We start from the raw sequence: 21,211 nt of genomic DNA on the forward strand, positions 1-21,211 counted from the left end.
AACGCATGGAGCTGACCGGTACTAATAGGCCGAGGGCTTGACCACAAAGATTCTGCTGTTCTGCGTCCACTGTGCGGTTCTCGGGCTGCGACCGGTTTCGGTCGGGTCTGATAGTGTTTCGGTGGTTTTAGCGAAGGGGAAACGCCCGGTTCCATTCCGAACCCGGTAGCTAAGCCCTTCAGCGCCGATGGTACTGCGTGGGTGACTGCGTGGGAGAGTAGGACGCCGCCGGACTTCTTTTGGTGGGGGCTGTTTCTGGCTGTGGCCGGGAGCAGCCCCCACCTGCATTTCCGGGTTGTTCCGGCTGGCGCGGAGTTCGCGCCCCGCCCCAGGATCGGTCTGGGCGAAGTGTGCCGCGGAGCGAGTCCATGGACTCACTCACCCGCCACGGTCGCGCCTGGCGGACCGGCGGCCGGGACCGGACCCGCGAGATCCGCCTCGGGCCTGGAGCCCCGGATCCCCGGTCCGGAGGGACCCTCGGCTGGGCGCGTCCCCAGATCGCGATCACCCGTCCGCTGCTGTGTGACGGGTTTGACGCTCGTATGTCGGCCTCACGTCCCTGGTCTCGGTGGCCCCAGTTAAATGGACGTCCTACTATCGGAGTGCCAACGACGGTCGTTGGTGTCCGCGTACCGTCCTCGGGAGCAAGCCTCATGAGCGCAGTCACCGTGGTGGGCCAGCAGGCCCCCGCCCTGCACGTGCCCGTCTGGCCGGTGCGCGTCGTCACCGCGGCGTCGCTGTTCGACGGCCATGACGCGGCGATCAACATCATGCGCCGGATCCTGCAGGCCCAGGGGGCCGAGGTGATCCACCTCGGTCACGACCGGGGCGTCGACGAGATCGTGACGGCGGCGATCCAGGAGGACGCCCAGGCGGTCGCGATCTCGTCCTACCAGGGCGGTCACGTCGAGTACTTCAGCTACCTGGTGGACCGGCTGCGGGAGCGGGGCGCCGGGCACATCGGCGTGTACGGCGGCGGTGGCGGGGTCATCGTGCCGGACGAGATCGCCCTGTTGCACTCGCGTGGCGTCGCGCGGATCTTCTCCCCGGAGGACGGGCAGCGGCTCGGCCTGCACCTGATGGTCAACAGCATCGTCCGTGACGGCGATGTCGATCTCGCCGCCCGCCCGCCGGCGGCCGAGGCGGTGCGGGCCGGCGACGAGTCCGCGCTGGCCCGGGCGATCACGGTGCTCGAAGACGGCCGGAACCCGGCGCTGGCCGCCGCGCTGCGCGACGCGGCCGAGAGCGGACCGGTGGTGCCGGTCCTCGGTATCACCGGTACCGGCGGTTCCGGGAAGTCGTCGCTCACCGACGAGGTGCTGCGCCGCTTCCGCCTCGACCAGGGCGACGGACTGCGCATCGCGGTCCTCGCGGTCGACCCCACCCGGCGGCGCGGCGGTGGTGCGCTGCTCGGCGACCGGATCAGGATGAACGCGCTGGGAGCCGGCTTCCTCGGCGGTGCGCCCGTGGCCGATGCCGCCGCCGACGGTGGCGACGACACCGGCGGTGCGGGCAGCGGGGTGTTCTTCCGCTCGCTGGCCACCCGCGGCGCGGGGCGCGAGCTGCCCGAGCACCTCGCCGACATCATCGCGGCCTGCAAGGCCGCCGGGTACGACCTGATCGTTGTGGAGACGCCGGGCATCGGCCAGGGCGACGCGGCGATCGTGCCCTTCTGTGACGTCTCGATGTACGTGATGACCCCCGAGTACGGAGCCGCCTCCCAGCTCGAGAAGATCGACATGCTCGACTTCGCCGATGTCGTGGCGGTCAACAAGTTCGAGCGCCGGGGCGCGGAGGACGCGCGGCGCGACGTCGCCCGGCAGATGGTGCGCAACCGGGAGGACTTCGGCTCCTCCTGGGACGAGATGCCGGTGTTCGGCACCTCGGCCGCGCGGTTCAGCGACGACGGCGTGACCGCTCTTTACCAGTTCCTGCGTGACCTGCTGCGCGAGCGCGGGCTGCGCGTGGTGCCCGGCCGGCTGCCGGTGGTGGACGTCCGGGTCTCCTCGGGGCTGACGACGGTGGTGCCGCCGGCGCGGGTCCGCTACCTCGCGGAGATCACCGATGTGGTGCGCGGCTATCACGCGCGGACCGAGGAGCAGGCCGAGCTCGCCCGCCGGCGCCAGCACCTGTCCACGGCGCTCGCCGAGCTCGACGGCGTCGAGCCGGATCAGGCCGGCTCGAACGGCTCCAGCCCGAACGGCTCCGGCGGCGCGCTGACGAGGCTGCGGAGCCTGCGGGACGAAGCCGACGCGGCGCTGGACGCGCGGACCCGCGACCTGCTCGACGGCTGGCCCGCCCTGGTCGCCGAGCGTTCCGGCGAGGAGATGGTCTATACGGTGCGCGACCGGGAGATCCGCACCCCGCTGCGGCGCACGACGCTGTCGGGTACGGCCGTGCCCCGGGTGGCGGTGCCGCGGATCGACGACGACGCCAGTCTCGTCCGGTTCCTGCGGCGGGAGAACCTGCCGGGGCTCTTCCCGTTCACCGCGGGCGTGTTCCCGTACAAGCGGGCCGGTGAGGCGCCGGCGCGGATGTTCGCCGGCGAGGGCGACCCGTTCCGCACGAACCGGCGGTTCCACCTGCTCTCCGCCGACTCGCCGGCGACCAGGCTGAGCACCGCGTTCGACTCGGTCACGCTGTACGGGCGTGACCCGGGCCCCCGACCGGACGTGTACGGAAAGGTCGGGACGTCCGGAGTGTCGGTGGCGACGCTGGACGACATGAAGGCGCTGTACGCGGGCTTCGACCTGTGCTCGCCGACGACGAGCGTCTCGATGACGATCAACGGTCCGGCGCCGGCGATCCTGGCGATGTTCCTCAACACCGCGATCGACCAGCGCCTCGAGCTGTTCCGGACGGAGCACGGGCGCGAGCCGTCGGCGGCCGAGACGGCCGAGGTGGCGGCCTGGGCGCTGGCGAACGTGCGCGGCACCGTCCAGGCGGACATCCTCAAGGAGGACCAGGGCCAGAACACCTGCATCTTCTCGACGGAGTTCGCCCTGCGCTGCATGGCGGACGTGCAGGAATGGTTCATCGATCACCGCGTCCGGAACTTCTACTCGGTTTCGATCTCCGGCTACCACATCGCGGAGGCCGGGGCGAACCCGATCAGTCAGCTCGCGTTCACCCTCGCCAACGGGTTCACCTACGTCGAGGCCTACCTGGCGCGCGGAATGCGGATCGACGACTTCGCGCCGAACCTGTCGTTCTTCTTCTCCAACGGCATGGACGCCGAGTACAGCGTGATCGGCCGGGTGGCCCGGCGGATCTGGGCGGTCGCGATGCGCGAGCGCTACGGCGCGGCGGAGCGCTCCCAGAAGCTCAAGTACCACGTGCAGACCTCGGGCCGGTCGCTGCACGCGCGGGAGATGAACTTCAACGACATCCGGACGACGTTGCAGGCATTGTGCGCGATCTACGACAACTGCAACAGCCTGCACACCAACGCCTACGACGAGGCTGTGACGACGCCCACGGAGCAGTCCGTGCGGCGGGCGCTGGCCATCCAGATGATCATTGATCAGGAGTGGGGGCTCGCCGGGAACGAGAACCCGTTGCAGGGCTCGTATGTGATCGACGAGCTGACCGACCTCGTCGAGGAGGCGGTGCTGGCCGAGTTCGAACGGATCTCGGAGCGGGGCGGTGTGCTCGGCGCGATGGAGACCGGCTACCAGCGCGGGCGCATCCAGGACGAGTCGATGCTCTACGAACGGCGCAAGCACGACGGCTCCCTGCCGATCATCGGGGTGAACACCTTCATCGGGCCGGACGCCGACGAGAAGGGAGCCGGCCCGCTGGAGCTCGCCCGGGCCACCGAGGAGGAGAAGCAGTCCCAGCTGCGCCGCCTGGCGGACTTCACCAGCCGCAACCGCGAGCCCGCCCAGCAGGCGCTGGAGCGGCTGCGGCAGGTCGCCGCGGCCGGCGGCAACACTTTCGAGGTGCTGATGGACGCCGTGCGGGTGTGTTCGCTAGGCCAGATCAGCGCGGCGTTCTTCGAGGTCGGCGGACAGTACAGGCGTAACATCTGACGACGTGACCGCGGGCCGGTGCCGATGCCGCCGCCGGCGCGGGGTCAGCGGCGCGCGGCGGGGGAGGCTCATCCAGGCGCGCTGTGTGGCCTTCATGTTGCCGGCATCGTCAACGTCGCCGGCATCGCCGTTCCCGGGTGCGACGGCCGTACGCCGGAATGGCTATCGTTGATGGCTCTGCCGTTGATGGTCCGCCGGCCCGACGTCCCGTCCTGGAGAATTGCACCCGTGTCACAGCCGAAACCGCTTCCGACCGACCCGATCGCGGAGGCGCACCGGCAGTGGACCGCCCATGGATGGGGGCCCGTCGCGGACGGGATGGCCGCCGTCACCTCGCTCATGCGCGCGCAGCAGATCCTGCTCGCCCGCGTCGACGAGGTCCTGCGGCCCCTCGACCTCACCTTCGCCCGCTACGAGCTGCTCATGCTGCTGCTGTTCAGCCGTAAGGGCTCACTGCCGCTGAGCCGCATCGGGAGCCTGCTCCAGGTGCACCCGACCAGTGTCACCAGCGCGGTGGACAGGCTGGAGGCCCGCGGGCAGGTGCGCCGCCTGCCGCATCCGACGGACCGGCGCGCGATTCTCGCCGAGATCACCGAGGACGGGCGGGTGACGGCGCTCGCGGCCACCGAGAAGCTCAACGACACCGTGTTCGCCGACCCCGGGCTTCCGGACAGCGGCGTGCGGGACCTCGTCGAGCTGCTCACCGACCTGCGGCGCGGTGCCGGCGACTTCTGAGCCGGGGCGGGCGGTCGTCCCGAGGACGGGTGGGGTGCCCGGGCGGCGGCTACCCTCTACAGACGTGACCTATCTCGACCACGCGGCGACCACGCCGATGCGCCCGGAGGCCGTCGCGGCGTTCACCGCCGTGCTGACGGACGCCGGGAACGCCTCATCGCTGCACGCCGGCGGTCGGCGTGCCCGCCGGATCGTCGAGGAGTCGCGGGAGTCACTGGCCGAGGTGCTGGGCGCCCGGCCGTCCGACCTGATCTTCACGGCGGGTGGCACGGAGAGCGACAACCTGGCGATCAAGGGCCTGTACTGGGCGCGCCGCGCCGCCGACCCGCGCCGGCGCCGGATCCTGGTCAGCGCGGTGGAGCACCCGGCGGTGCTGGACACCGCGTCCTGGCTGGCCCGACGGCAGGGGGCGGTGCTGGAGCCGCTGCCGGTCGACGAGACCGGCCTGGTCGCCCCGGAGGTGCTGCGCGCCGCGGTGGAGTCCGATCCGGCCTCGGTCGCGCTCGTCTCGGTGATGTGGGCGAACAGCGAGGTGGGCACCATCCAGCCGGTCGCCGAGCTGGCCCGGGTCGCCCACGCCCGCGACATCCCGTTCCACACCGACGCCGTCCAGGCGTTCGGGCAGATCGAGATGTCGTTCGCCGCCAGCGAGGCGGACGCGCTGACGATCAGTGCGCACAAGATCGGCGGCCCGGTGGGGGTGGGCGGCCTGCTCCTGCGACGCGGGGTCGAGGTGGAGCCGCTGGCGCACGGCGGCGGGCAGGAGCGCGACGTCCGTTCCGGGACGCTCAACACTCCCGGAGTGGCCGCGTTCGCCGCGGCGGCGGCCGCCGTCACCGCCGAGCTGCCCGCCGAGCGGGTCCGGCTGGCCTCGCTGCGCGACGACCTCGTGCGCCGGGTGCTGTCCGAGGTCCCCGGGGCGACGCTCAACGGCGCCGCCCCCGGTCCCGGCCGACTGCCCGGCAACGCGCACCTGACCTTCCCCGGCTGCGAGGGCGACTCGCTGCTGATGCTGCTCGACGCGCACGGGGTGGAATGCTCGACGGGTTCGGCCTGCTCGGCGGGAGTGGCCCGGCCCTCGCACGTGTTGTTGGCGATGGGCGCCGGTGAGGCGCACGCTCGCGGGTCGCTGCGGTTCTCGCTCGGGCACGGCTCGGCGGCGGCGGACGTCGACGCGCTGGTCGCCGTGATCGGTCCGGTGGTGGAGCGCGCCAGCCGCGCCGGTGAGCTCGCGGGTCTGAGCGCGGGGTGAGTCGAGGAGCCGGCGGCGGGAGTGCCCGCCGGGTGCGGCGGTGTGGACGAGGGGTGGGATCGTGAGCCGGATGAGGGTGCTCGCGGCCATGTCGGGTGGCGTCGACTCGGCGGTGGCCGCCGCCAGGGCCGTCGACGCCGGTCATGACGTGACCGGTGTCCACCTGGCGCTGTCGCGCTCACCCGCCTCGGACCGGGTCGGCGCCCGCGGGTGCTGCACGCTCGAGGACGCCCGCGACGCCCGCCGAGCCGCCGACGTGCTCGGCATCCCCTTCTACGTCTGGGATCTCGCGGAGCGCTTCGAGACCGAGGTCATCGACGAGTTCGTCGCCGACTACTCGGCCGGGCGCACGCCCAACCCGTGCGTGCGCTGCAACGAGCGGATCAAGTTCGCCGCGGTGCTGGAGAAGGCGCTCGCGCTCGGCTTCGACGCGGTCGTCACCGGGCACCACGCCCGGCTGGACGCGGACGGCACGCTGCGCCGCTCGGTGGACCCGGCGAAGGACCAGTCGTACGTGCTCGGCACCCTGCGGCCCGCGCAGCTCGCCGCGGCCCGGTTCCCGCTCGGCGACTCCACGAAGGCGCAGGTCCGCGCGGAGGCGGCGCGTCGTGGCCTCGCCGTCGCCGACAAGCCGGACAGTCACGACATCTGCTTCGTGGCCTCCGGGGACACCGGGGCCTGGCTGCGCGAGCGGCTGGGGCCACGTCCGGGCCCGGTCGTCGACGCGGAGACCGGCGAGACGCTCGGCGAGCACGACGGGGCGTACGCGTTCACGGTCGGGCAGCGCCGGGGGCTCGGCCTGGGACGTCCCGCGCCGGACGGCCGTCCGCGCTACGTGCTGGGGATCTCCCCGGCGACGTCCACGGTGACCGTCGGCCCGTCCAGCGCGCTGGACATGCGCAGTCTGGTCGCGGAGCGGATCGTCTGGCCGCACGACGGGCCGGTCTCGTGCACCGCGCAGGTCCGGGCGCACGGCGGGGTCGTCCCCGCGGTGGTGACGGCCCGGGGCGACGAGCTCGACGCGCGGCTGGCGGAGCCGGTGCGCGGTACCGCGGCGGGCCAGGCCGTGGTCTTCTACGACGGCGACCGGGTGCTCGGCGGCGGGCGCATCCGCTCCCTGGCGGCCTGACCCGCCGGACCCTGCGGCGTGCCCGGCCCGCGCGGCCGGTCTGGCCTGGTCTGGCCTGCGCGGTTGTGGCGTGTGTCCGGTAGTCGTGCCGGGTGCGGTTCCCGCGCGTTGCCGGATGTTGTCCGCCGGCTGCGGCCTGGGGCCGCGGCCGGAATCTAAGGAGTCGATGTGGTGATGACGTGGTCTGCCACCGAACGGGGCGCGGGCCCGGAGCCGGTCCGGGACGAGCCGGGGAAGGGCGTCGCACCGCTGGGCGGCGACGGGACGGCCGCGCGGGCGGGCATCCCCTGGCCGCCCGGGACGGCGTCCGGGGTCGGGTCGCTGCCGGATCTCGACCCGGTCGAGGCCGCGCGGTACGTCCTGGGGGAGGTGCCGGACCTGCCGTTCCTGCCGGAGCTGCCGGGCCGCGGGGTCGGCGCCGACATCATCGGCCGTTCGTGCGCGCTGCTGGTGGACCTGCCGGTCGACCTCCAGCCGTCCGGGTGGCGGCTGGTGGCCCGGCCCGGCCTGGACCTGCGCCGGGCCCGTGACCTGCTCGTCCGGGATCTGGACGCGTTCACCGAGGCGGCCGCCGGCTACACCGGGCCACTCAAGGTGTCGGCCGCCGGCCCCTGGACGCTGGCGGGCGGGGTCGAGCTGCCGCGTGGGCACAAGGCGCTCGCCGACCAGGGCGCGGCCCGGGACCTGGCCGAGGCGCTCACCGAGGGGCTGCTCGCCCATCTGGCGGACCTGGGGCGGCGGATCCCGGGCGCCCGGCTGCTCGTCCAGCTCGACGAGCCGTCGCTGCCGGCGATGCTCGCCGGTCACATCCGCACTCCGAGCGGTTTCTCCGTCCTGCCGGCCGTCGAGGAGGGGCCGGCGACCGAGCGGCTGGCCGGGGTGCTGTCCGCGGTGACCGGGGCGGCGGCGGTCGCCGCGGCCGGGGTGCACTGCTGCGCGCCCGACGTGCCGCTCGACCTGCTGCGGCGGGCCGGCGCCCGGTTCGTCGGCCTCGACGCGACCCTGCTCACCCGGGCGCAGGACGACGAGATCGGTGAGGCGGTCGAGGCGGGGGTCGGCCTGATGTTCGGCCTGGTGCCCACGGACGGGGCCCGGAACCTGTCGGACCCCCGTCGTACGGTCGCGGTGGCGGTCGACCTGTGGCGTCGGCTGGGGTTCGCTCCGGAACTGCTCGGGGAGGTGGTGGCCGTGACACCCACGTGTGGCCTGGCCAGTGCGAGTGTGGGCGACGCGCGTGCCGCGCTGCGGCACTGCCGTGAGGGGGCGCGGGTCCTGGTGGAATCTCCACAGTGAGCGCGGACGAGGTCGGCCTGGCCGCGGATGAGGTCGGCCTGGCCGGCGACGAGAGCGGTCCGGCCGGCGGTGACGGTGGCCCGGGTGTCGACGAGCGGGGCCGGGCCGCGGAGCTGGCCCGCGAGCTGGAGGAGCACGCGTACCGCTACTACGTGCTCGACAAGCCGACCGTCGCCGACGCGGAGTACGACGCGCTCATGCGCGAGCTGGAGGCGATCGAGCAGCGGTACCCCGAGCTGCGCACCCCGGACTCGCCGACCCAGAAGGTCGCCGGCACCTACTCGACGCTGTTCACCCCGGTCGAGCACCTGGAACGGCTGCTGTCACTCGACAACGTCTTCAGCGACGAGGAGTTCCACGCCTGGTCGGCGCGCGCCACCCGGGAACAGCCCGTCACCGCGTGGCTGTGCGAGCTGAAGATCGACGGGCTGGCGGTCGACCTCGTCTACGAGGGTGGCCGCCTCGTCCGCGCGGCGACCCGCGGCGACGGCCGCACGGGGGAGGACATCACGCCCAACGTGCGGACGCTGGCGAGCGTGCCGTCCCAGCTGCGCGGCCCGGCCGTGCCGGAGCTGCTCGAGGTGCGCGGGGAGGTGTTCTTCCCGACCGAGCGGTTCACCGAGCTCAACGCCACGCTGGTCGAGGCGGGCAAGGCGCCGTTCGCCAACCCGCGTAACGCCGCCGCCGGGTCGCTGCGCCAGAAGGATCCCCGGGTCACCGCCGGCCGCCCGCTCGACCTGATCGTGCACGGCCTCGGCGCCCACCGGGGCTTCGAGGTGTCGTCCCAGTCGGGCGCGTACGCGCGACTCGCCGAGCTGGGCCTTCCGGTCTCCGGCCGTTACGAGGTGCTCACCTCGGTGGAGGATGTGCTGGCCTTCGTCCGGCGCTGGGGCGAGCACCGTCACGACGTCGAGCACGAGATCGACGGCGTCGTCGTGAAGGTCGACGACTTCGGCCAGCAGCGCCGCCTCGGCGCGACCTCGAAGGCGCCCCGCTGGGCGGTCGCGTTCAAGTACCCGCCGGAGGAGGTCACCACCCGGCTGCGCGACATCCAGGTGAACGTGGGCCGCACCGGCCGGGTCACCCCGTTCGGGGTGCTCGAGCCGGTGAAGGTCGCCGGGTCGACGGTGGCGATGGCCACCCTGCACAACATCGACGAGGTGGGCCGCAAGGGCGTCCTGATCGGCGACACCGTGGTGCTGCGCAAGGCCGGCGACGTCATCCCCGAGATCGTCGGCCCGGTCGTCGACCTGCGGGACGGCTCCGAGCGGGCGTTCGTGATGCCCACGCACTGCCCGGAGTGCGCGACCGAGCTGGTCCGCCCCGAGGGCGAGGTCGACATCCGCTGCCCGAACACCGTCTCGTGCCCGGCGCAGCTGCGGGAGTCGGTGTTCCACCTGGCGTCGCGTAACGCGCTCGACATCGACGGGCTCGGCTACGAGACGGCGACGGTCCTGCTCGCCGAGGGCCGGATCCACGACATCGGTGACGTCTTCCACCTGGCCCCGGAGTCCTTCGAGGGCCTGCGCGGCTTCGCCGACAAGAAGATCGAGCAGATCCTGCGCGGCCTGGCGGCGGCTCGCGACCGCCCGCTGTGGCGGCTGCTGGTGGGGCTGTCGATCCGCCATGTCGGGCCGACGGCCGCCCGTGGGCTGGCCCGGGAGCTGCGTTCCCTCGACGCGATCGCGGCGGCGCCCGCCGAGCGGCTCGCCGCCGTCGACGGTGTCGGGCCGAAGATCGCCGACGCGGTGGTCGACTGGTTCGCCGATCCGCGGCACCGCGACATCGTCGCCCGGATCGCCTCGGGCGGGGTCCGGCTGGCCGACGAGGGCGCCGGCGAGGGCCCCGGGCCGCTGGACGGCGTCGTACTGGTCATCACCGGCACCCTGGGCGACTGGAGCCGGGACACCGCGACCGAGGCGGTGCAGTCCCGCGGCGGCAAGGTGACTGGCTCGGTGAGCAAGAAGACGACGTTCGTCGTCGCCGGCGCCGACCCGGGGGCGTCGAAGTACGACAAGGCCCGCACGCTGAAAATCCCGCTGCTGGACGAAGCCGGATTCGCCGTCCTTCTCCGTGACGGAGTGGAGGCGGCGAGGGTGCTCGCCGTGCTCGAGGATGCCGACGGGTAGCCTTCGCATCCTGGCAGCGAAAGGTTCATCACGGTGAGCACTCATATGTTCCGTCATGTTCTCGTCGATGTGGCCGGGCCCAGGCGCGCCCGTTCCCGAGGCGTCGGGGGATCGACGCGGGGCTGTCCCGGTCGCCGCTGATGCGCGCCGCCCCGCGAGCCGGCGGCGGGCCGCCGGAACCAGCGGCCGGCTGGGGGGTCGCGCTCGGCGCGGCGGGATGCCTGGCGGCCGCGGCGGTCGCCGTCGCCGGGGCCTGGCGCGGCGCCTTCGACCACCTGGGCGCGGCCTTCGCGCTGATCGCCGGGCTCGCGCTGCTCGTCGGGTCGCAGCCGGCGCCCGCCGGCGCGGCGGCCTTGCCGGGCCCCTCCGGGCCGGCCGGTCCACCGCCCGGCGCCCCGGGCGTCCCAGGTGGCTCGGGTGGCTCGGGGCGCCAGGGCGGGCCGAGTTGGACGGGCGGGCCGGGCGGGCCGGGCACCGGTGGCGCCGATCTCACGTTGGCCTTCCTGTTCGCGTTGCTGCTCGGCTGGGGAGCGCCGCCCGCGCTGGCGGTGCACCTGGTGGTCGGCGTCCTGCTGGAGCTGGTGCGGGGCGCGCACCCGAGGCGGGTGATGGCGGTGGTCGGCCGCCGCTCGCTGGCGCTGTGCGTGGCGGGCGCCGTGGCGGCCGGGTACGGCCTCGGGGCCGATCTCGGGGCCGGGGAGCTGCCCGCGGTCGCGTTCGCCGGTCTCGCGCTGTTCGCCGTCGACGACCTGCTCGGCCCGTGTACCCGCCCGGCCGGGCCGGCGGTGCCCCGCGGCGGCGCGGGGCGGGGCGGTACGCCCGGCGGTGCCGCGTCCGGAGGTGCCGGGGGTCGGGATCCCCTCGCCGAACTGCGGCGTCGGGTGGCGGGCGGGGTGGCGACGCTGTCCCTCGCGCCGCTGGTGGTGGTCGCCGCGGCGCGTAGCGCCTGGCTGGTGCCGCTGCTGCTGCCGGCGCTGCTGCTGGTGGCCAGGGTCGGTGAGCTCTCCCGGCAGAAGGAACACGAGGCCCGCCACGACGGGCTCACCGGGCTGCCGAACCGGGCGGAGTTCGCCGAACGCGCGGCGGCCAGCTTCGGCGCGGCGGAGCGGACCGGCAGCCGGGTCGGCCTGCTGCTGCTCGACCTGGACCGGTTCAAGAAGGTCAACGACCGGCTGGGGCACGAGGTCGGCGACCGGCTGCTGATGGTCGCCGCCGCCCGGCTCACCGCCGCGCTGCGTCCCGGTGACGTCGTCGCGCGGCTGGGCGGCGACGAGTTCGCCGTCCTGCTGCCCGCGCTGCCGTCCGGCGAGGCGGCCGGGGCGGTGGTCGGCGAGGTGGCCGGGCGCGTCCGTGGCGTGCTGCGGGCCCCGTACGAGATCGACGGGCAGTTCTGCGACGTCGACGCGAGCGTCGGGGTCGCGCTCTACCCGGACCACGGCGGCGACCTTCCCACCCTGTCGCGGTGCGCGGACCTCGCCATGTACGCGGCGAAGGAGCATCGGCTCGGGGTCCAGGCCTACGGCCCGCGCGACGCCCGCCGCGCCCGGCTGCGGGCCCGTACCACCGCCGAGCTCGGCTACGCCCTCGAACACGGGCAGCTCGAGGTGCACTACCAGCCGCAGGCGGAGATCGCCGACGGGCGGGTACGCCGGGTCGAGGCGTTGCTGCGCTGGCGGCACCCGAGCCGGGGGCTGCTGCTGCCGGGAGTCTTCGTCCCGCTCGCCGAGTCCGCCGGCCTGATCCGCCCGATCACATCGTGGGTGATGGGCCGCGCGCTCGCGCAGGTCACCCGGTGGAACGCGGCGGGGATCCCGGTGTCGGTCGCGTTGAATGCGTCCGCGCGGGACCTGCGCGACCCCGGCTTCGTCGGTTCGGTCGCGGCCGCGCTGGCCGAGACCGGTCTGCCGGCCGCGGCGCTGACCTTCGAGGTCACCGAGGGCGCCGTCACCGCGGACGGCGACGAGCCGGCCGGGGCCCTGCATGAGCTCGCGGACCTCGGCGTGCGGGTCAGCCTGGACGACTTCGGCACCGGCCGGGTCTCCCTCGACGCGCTACGGCGCCTGCCGTTCGCGGAGATCAAGATCGACCGGACCGTGATCGGTCGGATGGCGGGCGCCGACCGCGACGCCGACTTCGTCCGCGCGGTGGTTCGGATGGCCGCCGACCTGGGGCTGCGGGTCGTCGCCGAGGGCGTGGAGACCCCCGTCGAATGGCGCCGGCTCGCCGGCTTCGGCGCGGACGCGGCCCAGGGATGGCACGTCGCGCCCGCGCTGCCCGCGGTGCTGCTCACCCCGTGGCTCGCCGCCGCCGCCGCGGCACCGGCACCGACACCGGCACCGGCACCGTCAGCGGCCGGCCGTGCGGGCGAGGGTGGCGGCGATGCCGGCCAGGTGCGCCAGCCGGGCCACCTCGGACGGCCGGAACGCGGGGCCTCCCGGCCGACCGACCAGGACGGCCAGCCGCTCATCCCCGACCGGGGCCGCGGCGAGCTCCATGTTGACCGCCTCCCAGCGGGCCGGGAACTCGCCGTCGTCCGGCACGACGCGACGCGCCGCGCGCAGCGGCAGCCAGGGCAGTGGGAGGCGCACCCGCTCCGGAACACCGAGGTCGTCGCCGCCCAGGCTCGGCGCGCCCACCGAGGCCTCCCGGACCCGGACGTCGCCCGGCCCCAGGTACTCGAGCAGCAGCGTCCAGTCGGCGTGGAAGACCCCGGCGACCAGGTCGGTCAGCACGGCCACGGCGTCGGCGGGGCGTTCGGCGAGCGCGTCGACGAGTTCGAGGTCCTCGCTGATCCCGGCGCCGTCGGCCTGGTAGGGCCGCAGCGACTCGACTGAGACCCCGGGCACGGAGTGGGCCGCGGTGAACAGCCGCTCGGCCAGGCCGCCCGGGGGCAGGAGCACGATCAGGTCGTCGACCGCCCCGGCCGGTGTGTGCTCCACCACGGTGAGGCTGACGATGTCGATGCCGGCGGCACCGAGTGCCGTGGCCACCGCTCCCAGCACACCAGGATGATCGGGAAGTAGGAGCCGGAGCAGGTACGACATGTGGTCGAGCATGCGCAAGGAGCGTGACGGAACGGTGGCCGCCGCGTCACGCCCGCGTGTCGCGCCGCCCTACCGACACCCGCCGCGCCCGTGTCGTGTCGCCAACCGCCACGGATGAGTCGGCGTGGGGTGGTGGGCCGTACGATGTGGGGAACGCCGACGTTGTGTTCGCCGGCAGGTCACCGCCGGCAGCAACCGGCGCGGCAGTCGTCCGGCCCCAAGCCGGTCGGGCCGCGGCCAGGGTCGCCGGCAGGGGCCTGCCGCCGGTGGTGCCACCACCGGCCCCATCCGCACGACGGCGCGCGACGACCTGACCGATCTCGGGCCTGTGCCCACCGCCCACGAGGGGTCCACGGAATGGCGATCACCCGGGACGAGGTAGCCAACCTCGCCCGCCTGTCGCGGATGTCCCTGTCCGACGCCGAGCTCGACGCGCTCGCGCCGCAGCTCGAGGCGATCCTCGGCGCCGTCGCGCGGGTCGCCGAGGTGGCGGCCGCGGACATCCCGCCGACCTCGCACGCCGTGCCGCTGACCAATGTCTTCCGCGCGGACGTGACCCGCCCGTCGCTGCCGGTCGCCGACGTCCTCGCCGGTGCGCCCGCCGCCGAGGAGGGCCGGTTCCGGGTGCCGCGCATTCTCGATCCGGACGAGTGAGGGGCACCAGGCCGCACATGACCGACGTTTCCAGCACCTCAACGCCCGCCGCCGCGCCCGCCGTCGCCGCTGCCGCTGCCGCCGTGGGCGGTTCCCGGCGGACCGACGACGTCGTCCGGCTGACCGCCGCCGAGACCGCGGCCGCGATCGCCGCCGGTGAGCTCTCCGCGCAGGACGCGACTCTCGCCGCGCTCGACCGCATCGCCAAGGTCGACGAGGCCGTCCACGCCTTCCTGCACGTCGACGCCGAGGGCGCGCTCGCCGCCGCCCGCGCGATCGACGCCCGCCGCGCCGCGGGGGAGAAGCTCGGACCGCTCGCCGGCGTCCCGCTCGCGCTCAAGGACGTGCTCACCGCGCGGGGTATGCCGACGACCTGCGGCAGCCGCATCCTGGAGGGCTGGCGGCCGCCGTACGACGCGACCGTGGTCTCCCGGTTGCGCGCCGCCGACGTGGTCATCCTCGGCAAGGTCAACATGGACGAGTTCGCGATGGGCTCGTCCACCGAGAACTCCGCGTACGGGCCGACCCGCAACCCGTGGGATCTCAGCCGCATCCCCGGCGGCAGCAGCGGCGGCAGCGCGGCCGCGGTCGCCGCCTTCGAGGCGCCGCTGTCCATCGGCACCGACACCGGCGGGTCCATCCGCCAGCCGGCCGCGGTGTGCGGGCTGGTGGGGGTCAAGCCGACCTACGGCGGGGTGAGCCGCTACGGCCTGGTCGCGTTCTCCAGCTCGCTGGACCAGGCCGGCCCGCTGGCCCGCACCGTCGGCGACGCCGCGCTGCTGCACGCCGCGATCGCCGGGCACGACCCGATGGACAGCACCAGCGTCGACCTGCCGGTGCCGCCGGTGGTCGAGGCCGCGGCGCGTCGCGACATCCGTGGTCTTCGGGTGGGCGTGGTGCGCGAGCTCGCCGGTGAGGGCTACGACCCGGGCGTGCAGGCGGCGTTCGACGCGGCGGTCGAGGAACTGGCCGGGCTCGGCGCCGAGGTCGTCGAGGTGAGCTGCCCGCACTTCACCTACGCGCTGGCGGCGTACTACCTGATCGCGCCGAGCGAGTGCTCGTCCAACCTGGCCCGGTTCGACGCGATGCGCTTCGGGCTGCGCGCCGGGGACGACGGCCGGGCCGGTGCCGAGGAGGTCATGAGCCACACCCGTGACGTCGGCTTCGGTGCAGAGGTCAAGCGGCGGGTCATGCTCGGCACGTACGCGCTGTCCTCGGGCTACTACGACGCCTACTACGGACAGGCGCAGAAGGTCCGGACGCTGATCAGCCGTGACTTCGCCGCCGCCTACGAGCAGGCCGACGTGCTGGTCTCGCCGACCACGCCGACGCCGGCCTTCCCGATCGGCGACAAGGTGGACGACCCGGTGGCGATGTACCTGTCGGACCTGTGCACGATCCCGTCCAACCTGGCGGGCGGGCCGGCGATGAGCCTGCCGGCCGGCCTGGTGGGTGGGCTGCCCGCCGGCATCCAGATCATGGCCCCGGCGTTCGCGGACGACCGGCTCTACCTGGTCGGCGGCGCGCTCGAGGCCGCCCTGGACGCGCGTCGCGGACATCCGCTGCTGGACGAGGCACCCGCGCTCTAGCGCCGGCACCCGGAACGCCGGGAAGGCCGGGGAACGGGGAAGGCCGGGAAAGTAAGGACGAGGAGGGACATGGTCGGGCTGCGCAGCGGCCGGCAGGACCGCGCACTGCTGATGGTCGTCTGGGGGCTCACGCTCCTGGTGCTCGTCCTCGGCGCCCTGACGCTGAGCCCGATCCTGCTGGTCTGGGGGGTCATCGGGCTGCCCGCCGCGATCGCGCTGAGCTACGTCCACGTCCGCGACACCCGTTCCGCCCCGAGCCGACCGGCCGCGGGCGAGGAAGACGACGTCGACGGCATCGAAGAGGAGTCATCCCGGTGAGCACATCGGCTCCCGTCATCGCCACCCCGTCCTACGAGGACGCCACCGCCCGGTACGAGTCGGTGATCGGGCTGGAGACGCATGTCGAGCTCGGCACCGCGTCCAAGATGTTCTGCGGGTGCGCGACGGCCTTCGGCGCGGAGCCGAACACCCAGGTGTGCCCGGTCTGCCTGGGCCTGCCCGGCGCGCTGCCCGTGGTCAACGAGGCCGCGGTGCGTTTCGCGACGCTGATCGGGCTGGCGCTGAACTGCTCGATCGCGTCCTGGTGCCGGTTCGCCCGGAAGAACTACTTCTACCCGGACATGCCGAAGAACTTCCAGATCAGCCAGTACGACGAGCCACTGTGCTCGAACGGCTGGCTCGACGTCGAGGTCGAGGGCGAGATCCACCGGGTCGGGATCACCCGGGTGCACATGGAGGAGGACACCGGCAAGTCCCTGCACGTCGGCGGGGCGACCGGCCGGATCCACGGCGCGACCCACTCGCTGGTCGACTACAACCGCGCCGGCATCCCGCTGGTCGAGATCGTCACCGAGCCCGACATCCGCACGCCCGAGGTCGCCCGCGCCTACGTCGACGAGCTGCGCGAGCTGTGCCGCGCGCTGGCCGTCTCGGACGTCCGGATGGACCAGGGCTCGCTGCGCTGCGACGCGAACGTCTCGCTGCGCCCGCGGCCCGCCCCCGGTGAGCCCGACGCGCCGTTCGGCACCCGGTCGGAGACGAAGAACCTCAACTCGCTGCGCTCGGTCGAGCGCGCGGTGCGGTTCGAGATCGTCCGGCAGGCCGCGCTGCTGGACGGGGGCGACCGGGTCGTGCAGGAGACCCGGCACTTCGACGAGGCCTCCGGGCGGACGTCGTCGGGCCGGTCCAAGGAGGAGGCGACCGACTACCGGTACTTCCCCGAGCCGGACCTGACGCCGCTCGCGCTCACCCACGAGTACATCGAGGCCGTCCGCGCGGTGGTGCCGGAGCTGCCGGCCCAGCGGCGCACCCGGCTCATCGCCGAGCACGGGTACACGGTGCGCGACATCCAGGAGATGCGCAACGCCGGGGTGCTCGACCTGGTCGAGGCGACGGTGGCCGCCGGGGCGAGCCCGCCCGCGGCCCGCAAGTGGTGGCTCAACGAGCTGGCCCGGCGGGCGGCCGACGCCGGCGTCGAGCCGCGCGAGCTGGCGATCGGCCCGGCCGACGTGGCGCGGATCTGCGAGCTGGTCGCGGCCGGGCAGCTCACCGACGCGCTCGGGCGCAAGGTCGTCGACGGAGTGCTCGCCGGTGAGGGCTCGGCCGACGAGGTCATCGCCGCCCGTGGCCTGGCCGTGGTCTCCGACGACTCGGCGCTGCGCGACGCGGTCGACACGGCGATCGCCGGCGCGCCCGACATCGCAGAGAAGGTGCGGGGCGGCAAGGTGAACGCCGTCGGCCCGCTGGTCGGCGCGGTCATGAAGGCGATGCGCGGCCAGGCCGACGCCGCGGCCGTTCGTCGCCTGCTGCTGGAGCGCCTCGAGGCCTCCTGACGCGGCCGGGGCGGCCATCCCGGGTGGGCGTCCGGGGCGGCCGACGTGGGTCACATCACTGGCCTCGCGCGAGCCCCGGGTCCGGGGCGGCCGATGTGCGACGATCGGCAGTGATGCAAGCGACCACGCCGGGCCGGCCGCCGGCGACCACACAGGGGCGGCTGCTCGCCACCAGCGACATCCACGTCCGCCATCCCGACAACCGGGCGATCGTCGAGGCGATGCGCCCGGGCCGTCCCGACGACTGGCTGCTCGTCGTCGGCGACGTCGGGGAGCTGTACGAGGACGTCGAATGGGCGCTGCGGCTGCTCGCCGACCGCTTCGCGCAGGTCGTGTGGGTGCCGGGCAACCACGAGCTGTGGACGCTGGGGCGGGACCAGACCTCGCTGCGGGGTGAGGCCCGCTACCGGCGCCTGGTCGACCTGTGTGCCGGGCTCGGCGTGCTCACCCCGGAGGATCCGTATCCGCTGTGGACGGGTCAGGGCGGCCCGGCCCGCATCGTGCCGATGTTCCTGCTCTACGACTACACGTTCCGGCCCGAGGGCACCTCGACCAAGCAGGAGGCGCTCGCCGCCGCCTACGAGGCCGGCATCGTCTGCTCGGACGAGTCGGTCCTCTTCTCCGACCCGTACCCGACCCGGGACGACTGGTGCCGGGCCCGGGTCGAGCTGACCCGGCGGCGGCTCGACGCCTGCCCGCGCGACGTCCCGCTCGTGCTGGTGAACCACTTCCCGCTGGTGCGCGAGCCGACCAGGATCCTGCGCTACCCGGTGTTCGCCCAGTGGTGCGGCACCGAGCTGACCGCGGACTGGCACACCCGCTACAACGTCGCCGCCGTGGTCTACGGCCACCTGCACATCCCGCGGACGACCTGGTACGACGGGGTCCGGTTCGAGGAGGTCTCGGTCGGCTACCCGCGTGAGTGGCGGTCCTGGCCGGCCCGCCGGCCGGTGCTGCGCCAGATCCTGCCGGCGCCGACGGGTCAGCCGGTGCCGCCGTGGGGGGCGCCCCGGGACGAGTCCGCCGCGGCGGCGATCCGGTCCGGGCTGTCAGCGGATCGAACGAGTTAGACGACGAATTAAGTAACGGATTAGGTCGGACGTCCGATCGGTCGCCGTGGTCCTCTGTGTTGCCACCATCGGTGCATCCGCGTGTCGGCTTGCCGACGAACGACGGCGCGTCGGATGCGGAGCGGGTTAGCCGTTCGTAGGGTGTGGCTCGGGCCGTGTGGTCCTGTCAGACGGTTCTCCGAGCGAGGGGGGAGGCGAGCCGTCGTGCCTCTCACTCCGACGGGGTTCAGCCCGTCCACGTCACGCCGCCGTGGCCGGGGCCGCGGCCGGCGCAACACACTCATCGTCGCGCTCGTCGTGGTCCTGCTGGCGGTCGGCGGCGGGGTGGCCTACTGGCTGAAGTCCCGTTCCGACGCGCGCGAGGCGGACCGCCGGGTGGCCGCGGTCGCCCTCGCCTACCTGGACGCCTGGAAGACGCTGACGACCGCGCCGGCCGCCGAGGAACCGGCGGCGGGCGACCCCGCCGGCGGCACCGCGGGCACGACCGCGCCGGCCTCGGCCGCGCCGGCAGCCTCGGCCGCGCCGGCGGCGGCCGGGCAGGCGCCGGCCGGGCAGGCCCGGGAACGGGCGGGCGCCGCCGTGACGGCCCTCAGCACCGAGGGCGACGTCCCGGTCGGTGCCCTCGTCGGGCTGATGGGTGACGTGCGTGACCGGCTCTCGGTGACCGGGGCCGAGTTCGTCTCCGGTGAGCTGACCCGGTCGGGCTCGACCGCGACCGTCCCGTACACCGCGAAGCTGACGCTCGCCGGTTTCGCCGAGCCGCTGGCGTACGCGGGTGAGCTGGCCCTCGCCGACACCGGCGGCGGGCAGTGGAAGGTGCGGGCCCGGCCGTCGTCGGTGCACCCGTCCCTCAAGCCCGGCCTGCGCCTGGACCGCGCCGCGTCCACCGGTGAGCGCGGTGCCCTGCTCGACGTCAACGGGCGGCCGCTGGACGGCAGCCCCGAGCTCGCCGGGAACCTCGTCGGCCGGGTCGATCCGGCGTCCGGCCTCCAGCGGGTGTACGACGCCAGGCTGCGACCGCAGGGCGGCTCGGTGGTGGTGCGCACCGAGGGCAACGAGACCGTCGAGACCCTCAAGACCTACCCGAGCAGCAACGGCGAGGAGATCCGCACCACCATCAACCTGGACGTCCAGCGCGCGGGGGAGCAGGCGCTGGGGACCGCGTCGCGTCCCAACGGGGCCCTCGTCGCGATCGACACCCGCACCGGCGGGGTGCTGGCGGCGGTGAACCACCCGCTCAACGGCTACGGCCGGGCGGTGCGCGGCTCCTATCCGCCGGGTTCCACCTTCAAGATCGTGACGGCGACCGCCGCCCTGATGAGCGGCAAGCCGGCCGACACCACGATCGACTGCACCCAGACGGTGAGCGTGGGCGGGCGCGAGTTCCAGAACTCCGAGTCGGAGCAGTTCGGGGCCATCCCGCTGCGGACGGTCTTCGCCAAGAGCTGCAACACCGCCTTCATCCGGCTCGAGCAGTCACTGCCCGACGACGCGCTCGAGCGGGCCGCGAGGCTCTACGGCTTCGACGGCTCCGAGCCGCTGCCGATCGCCAGCGTGGGCGGCTCGTTCCCGACTCCGCGTGACGCCGTCGAGTCGGCGTCCGCCTCGATCGGGCAGGGACGGGTGGCCGCGTCCCCGCTGCAGATGGCGAGCGTCGCCGCCGCCGTGGCCAGCGGCACCTGGCACCAGCCGTTCGTCGTCGGTGAGTCCCCGCGCAGCAACCCCCTGCCGACCGAGGTGCTGGGGCCGCTGCGGGACTTCATGCGCGCGGTGGTCACCGAGGGGACCGCGGCCGGCGTCCCGATGCCCGGTGACGTCCACGGCAAGACGGGCACGGCCGAGTACGCCGACGGTGACCCGCCGCCCACGCACGGCTGGTTCGTCGCCTACCGCGGCGATGTCGCCGTCGCGGTGGTGATCGAGGACGGCGGGTTCGGCGCCGAGTCCGCCGCGCCGGTGGTGTCCGCGTTCTACACCGCCCTCGACGGCGGCCAGGTGGCCGGCCCACCCCCCGCGGCCGGCTGATCACACCCCCACCCAGTCGCCCTGGCCAGGCCGCCCACCCCAGCCAAACCGGCTGTGCCGAGCCACCCCCCGCCCAGAGCCGGCGACTTCTGCGGAGCGTGGTGGCCGGGCCGAAGTGTGTTGTCCGACCCGCACATGGCGGGGCGGAGGCGACTCGCTTCGGCCCGGCCCGGCCCCGCTTCGGTCCGGCCCCGCTTCGGGCTCGGGCTCGGTGTCAGGCTTGGGGCTATGAGGGAGGTTGGGGCTATGAGGGAGGGATGTTGAATGTCGCCGGTGTGTGGTCTGTCTCTCCGAACGCGGCGTGACGCTTGACGCGGTGGCGGATGTCGGGGATCGTTGTCCGCATGCTGCTTGGCATTCCTGGGCGCACGCATGTGGCGTCCTCGCTTCTCGTACGCTCGGAGCGCGTGTAGTCGGACCAGACCGGT

At 74.0% G+C, this 21,211-nt stretch carries 13 protein-coding genes, 1 rRNA gene and 1 pseudogene; 14 read left to right on the top strand and 1 reads right to left on the bottom strand.

Annotated elements, in window-relative coordinates; translation table 11 throughout:
• Positions 1–117 precede the first annotated feature (117 nt).
• The 8 genes and pseudogenes from rrf to B056_RS46170 form a co-directional block, all read left to right on the top strand.
• A 5S ribosomal RNA gene (rrf, locus tag B056_RS0124450) occupies positions 118–234 on the top strand.
• 419 nt (positions 235–653) lie between these two features.
• Positions 654–4,031 carry a fused isobutyryl-CoA mutase/GTPase IcmF gene (icmF, locus tag B056_RS0124455; RefSeq protein WP_018504486.1) on the top strand — a complete coding sequence of 1,126 codons (3,378 nt, stop codon included), beginning with the start codon at positions 654–656 and terminating at the stop codon, positions 4,029–4,031.
• 228 nt (positions 4,032–4,259) lie between these two features.
• The gene (locus B056_RS0124460) at positions 4,260–4,766 is read left to right on the top strand and encodes a MarR family winged helix-turn-helix transcriptional regulator (RefSeq protein WP_018504487.1); all 507 of its coding nucleotides are present in this window, start codon (positions 4,260–4,262) and stop codon (positions 4,764–4,766) included.
• A 64-nt stretch (positions 4,767–4,830) separates the two neighbouring features.
• On the top strand, positions 4,831–6,018 hold the full coding sequence (locus B056_RS0124465; RefSeq protein ID WP_018504488.1) for a cysteine desulfurase family protein: 1,188 nt from the start codon (positions 4,831–4,833) through the stop codon (positions 6,016–6,018).
• Between the two features lie 70 nt (positions 6,019–6,088).
• Positions 6,089–7,147 carry a tRNA 2-thiouridine(34) synthase MnmA gene (gene mnmA / locus B056_RS0124470; protein WP_018504489.1) on the top strand — a complete coding sequence of 353 codons (1,059 nt, stop codon included), beginning with the start codon at positions 6,089–6,091 and terminating at the stop codon, positions 7,145–7,147.
• A 174-nt stretch (positions 7,148–7,321) separates the two neighbouring features.
• Positions 7,322–8,440: a methionine synthase gene (locus B056_RS0124475; protein ID WP_018504490.1), complete on the top strand. Its 1,119-nt coding sequence runs from the start codon at positions 7,322–7,324 to the stop codon at positions 8,438–8,440.
• Entirely contained in the window at positions 8,437–10,569 is a 2,133-nt protein-coding gene (gene ligA / locus B056_RS0124480; RefSeq protein WP_018504491.1) for an NAD-dependent DNA ligase LigA, read from the top strand. Before B056_RS0124475 ends, ligA begins: the two co-directional genes overlap by 4 nt.
• Before the next feature lie 608 nt (positions 10,570–11,177).
• A pseudogene (locus B056_RS46170) lies at positions 11,178–12,824 on the top strand (putative bifunctional diguanylate cyclase/phosphodiesterase); the annotation flags it as partial.
• Positions 12,825–12,914: 90 nt separating this feature from the next.
• Here B056_RS46170 and B056_RS46175 read toward each other — a convergent pair.
• Positions 12,915–13,625, bottom strand: coding sequence for an ACT domain-containing protein (locus tag B056_RS46175; protein WP_076784767.1), 711 nt, complete (start codon positions 13,623–13,625; stop codon positions 12,915–12,917).
• 345 nt (positions 13,626–13,970) lie between these two features.
• Between B056_RS46175 and gatC the strand changes: the two genes are divergently transcribed.
• From gatC to B056_RS0124520, 6 genes are all read left to right on the top strand, one after another.
• Positions 13,971–14,267 carry an Asp-tRNA(Asn)/Glu-tRNA(Gln) amidotransferase subunit GatC gene (gatC, locus tag B056_RS0124495; RefSeq protein WP_018504494.1) on the top strand — a complete coding sequence of 99 codons (297 nt, stop codon included), beginning with the start codon at positions 13,971–13,973 and terminating at the stop codon, positions 14,265–14,267.
• A gap of 17 nt (positions 14,268–14,284) precedes the next feature.
• The gene (gatA, locus tag B056_RS0124500; protein ID WP_018504495.1) at positions 14,285–15,856 is read left to right on the top strand and encodes an Asp-tRNA(Asn)/Glu-tRNA(Gln) amidotransferase subunit GatA; all 1,572 of its coding nucleotides are present in this window, start codon (positions 14,285–14,287) and stop codon (positions 15,854–15,856) included.
• A 69-nt stretch (positions 15,857–15,925) separates the two neighbouring features.
• Positions 15,926–16,174, top strand: coding sequence for a hypothetical protein (locus B056_RS0124505; RefSeq protein WP_018504496.1), 249 nt, complete (start codon positions 15,926–15,928; stop codon positions 16,172–16,174).
• Positions 16,171–17,688 carry an Asp-tRNA(Asn)/Glu-tRNA(Gln) amidotransferase subunit GatB gene (gene gatB, locus B056_RS0124510; RefSeq protein WP_018504497.1) on the top strand — a complete coding sequence of 506 codons (1,518 nt, stop codon included), beginning with the start codon at positions 16,171–16,173 and terminating at the stop codon, positions 17,686–17,688. The genes B056_RS0124505 and gatB overlap by 4 nt, the downstream gene beginning before the upstream one ends.
• A gap of 113 nt (positions 17,689–17,801) precedes the next feature.
• Positions 17,802–18,758, top strand: a complete 957-nt coding sequence (locus B056_RS0124515; protein WP_035752674.1) for a metallophosphoesterase family protein — start codon at positions 17,802–17,804, stop codon at positions 18,756–18,758.
• 204 nt (positions 18,759–18,962) lie between these two features.
• On the top strand, positions 18,963–20,783 hold the full coding sequence (locus B056_RS0124520) for a penicillin-binding transpeptidase domain-containing protein (protein WP_018504499.1): 1,821 nt from the start codon (positions 18,963–18,965) through the stop codon (positions 20,781–20,783).
• The last annotated feature ends 428 nt before the right edge of the window (positions 20,784–21,211 follow it).

It is taken from the genome of Parafrankia discariae (genome assembly GCF_000373365.1).
Lineage (GTDB): Bacteria > Actinomycetota > Actinomycetes > Frankiales > Frankiaceae > Parafrankia > Parafrankia discariae.

What these genes read in the sequence shown, in the direction of transcription:
- B056_RS46175 (WP_076784767.1), bottom strand. Translation starts at nt 13,625, where the DNA reads ATGCTCGACCACATGTCGTACCTGCTCCGGCTCCTACTTCCCGATCAT.
- B056_RS0124505 (WP_018504496.1), top strand. Translation starts at nt 15,926, where the DNA reads ATGGTCGGGCTGCGCAGCGGCCGGCAGGACCGCGCACTGCTGATGGTC.
- icmF (WP_018504486.1), top strand. Translation starts at nt 654, where the DNA reads ATGAGCGCAGTCACCGTGGTGGGCCAGCAGGCCCCCGCCCTGCACGTG.
- B056_RS0124475 (WP_018504490.1), top strand. Translation starts at nt 7,322, where the DNA reads ATGACGTGGTCTGCCACCGAACGGGGCGCGGGCCCGGAGCCGGTCCGG.
- B056_RS0124515 (WP_035752674.1), top strand. Translation starts at nt 17,802, where the DNA reads ATGCAAGCGACCACGCCGGGCCGGCCGCCGGCGACCACACAGGGGCGG.
- mnmA (WP_018504489.1), top strand. Translation starts at nt 6,089, where the DNA reads ATGAGGGTGCTCGCGGCCATGTCGGGTGGCGTCGACTCGGCGGTGGCC.
- gatA (WP_018504495.1), top strand. Translation starts at nt 14,285, where the DNA reads ATGACCGACGTTTCCAGCACCTCAACGCCCGCCGCCGCGCCCGCCGTC.
- gatC (WP_018504494.1), top strand. Translation starts at nt 13,971, where the DNA reads ATGGCGATCACCCGGGACGAGGTAGCCAACCTCGCCCGCCTGTCGCGG.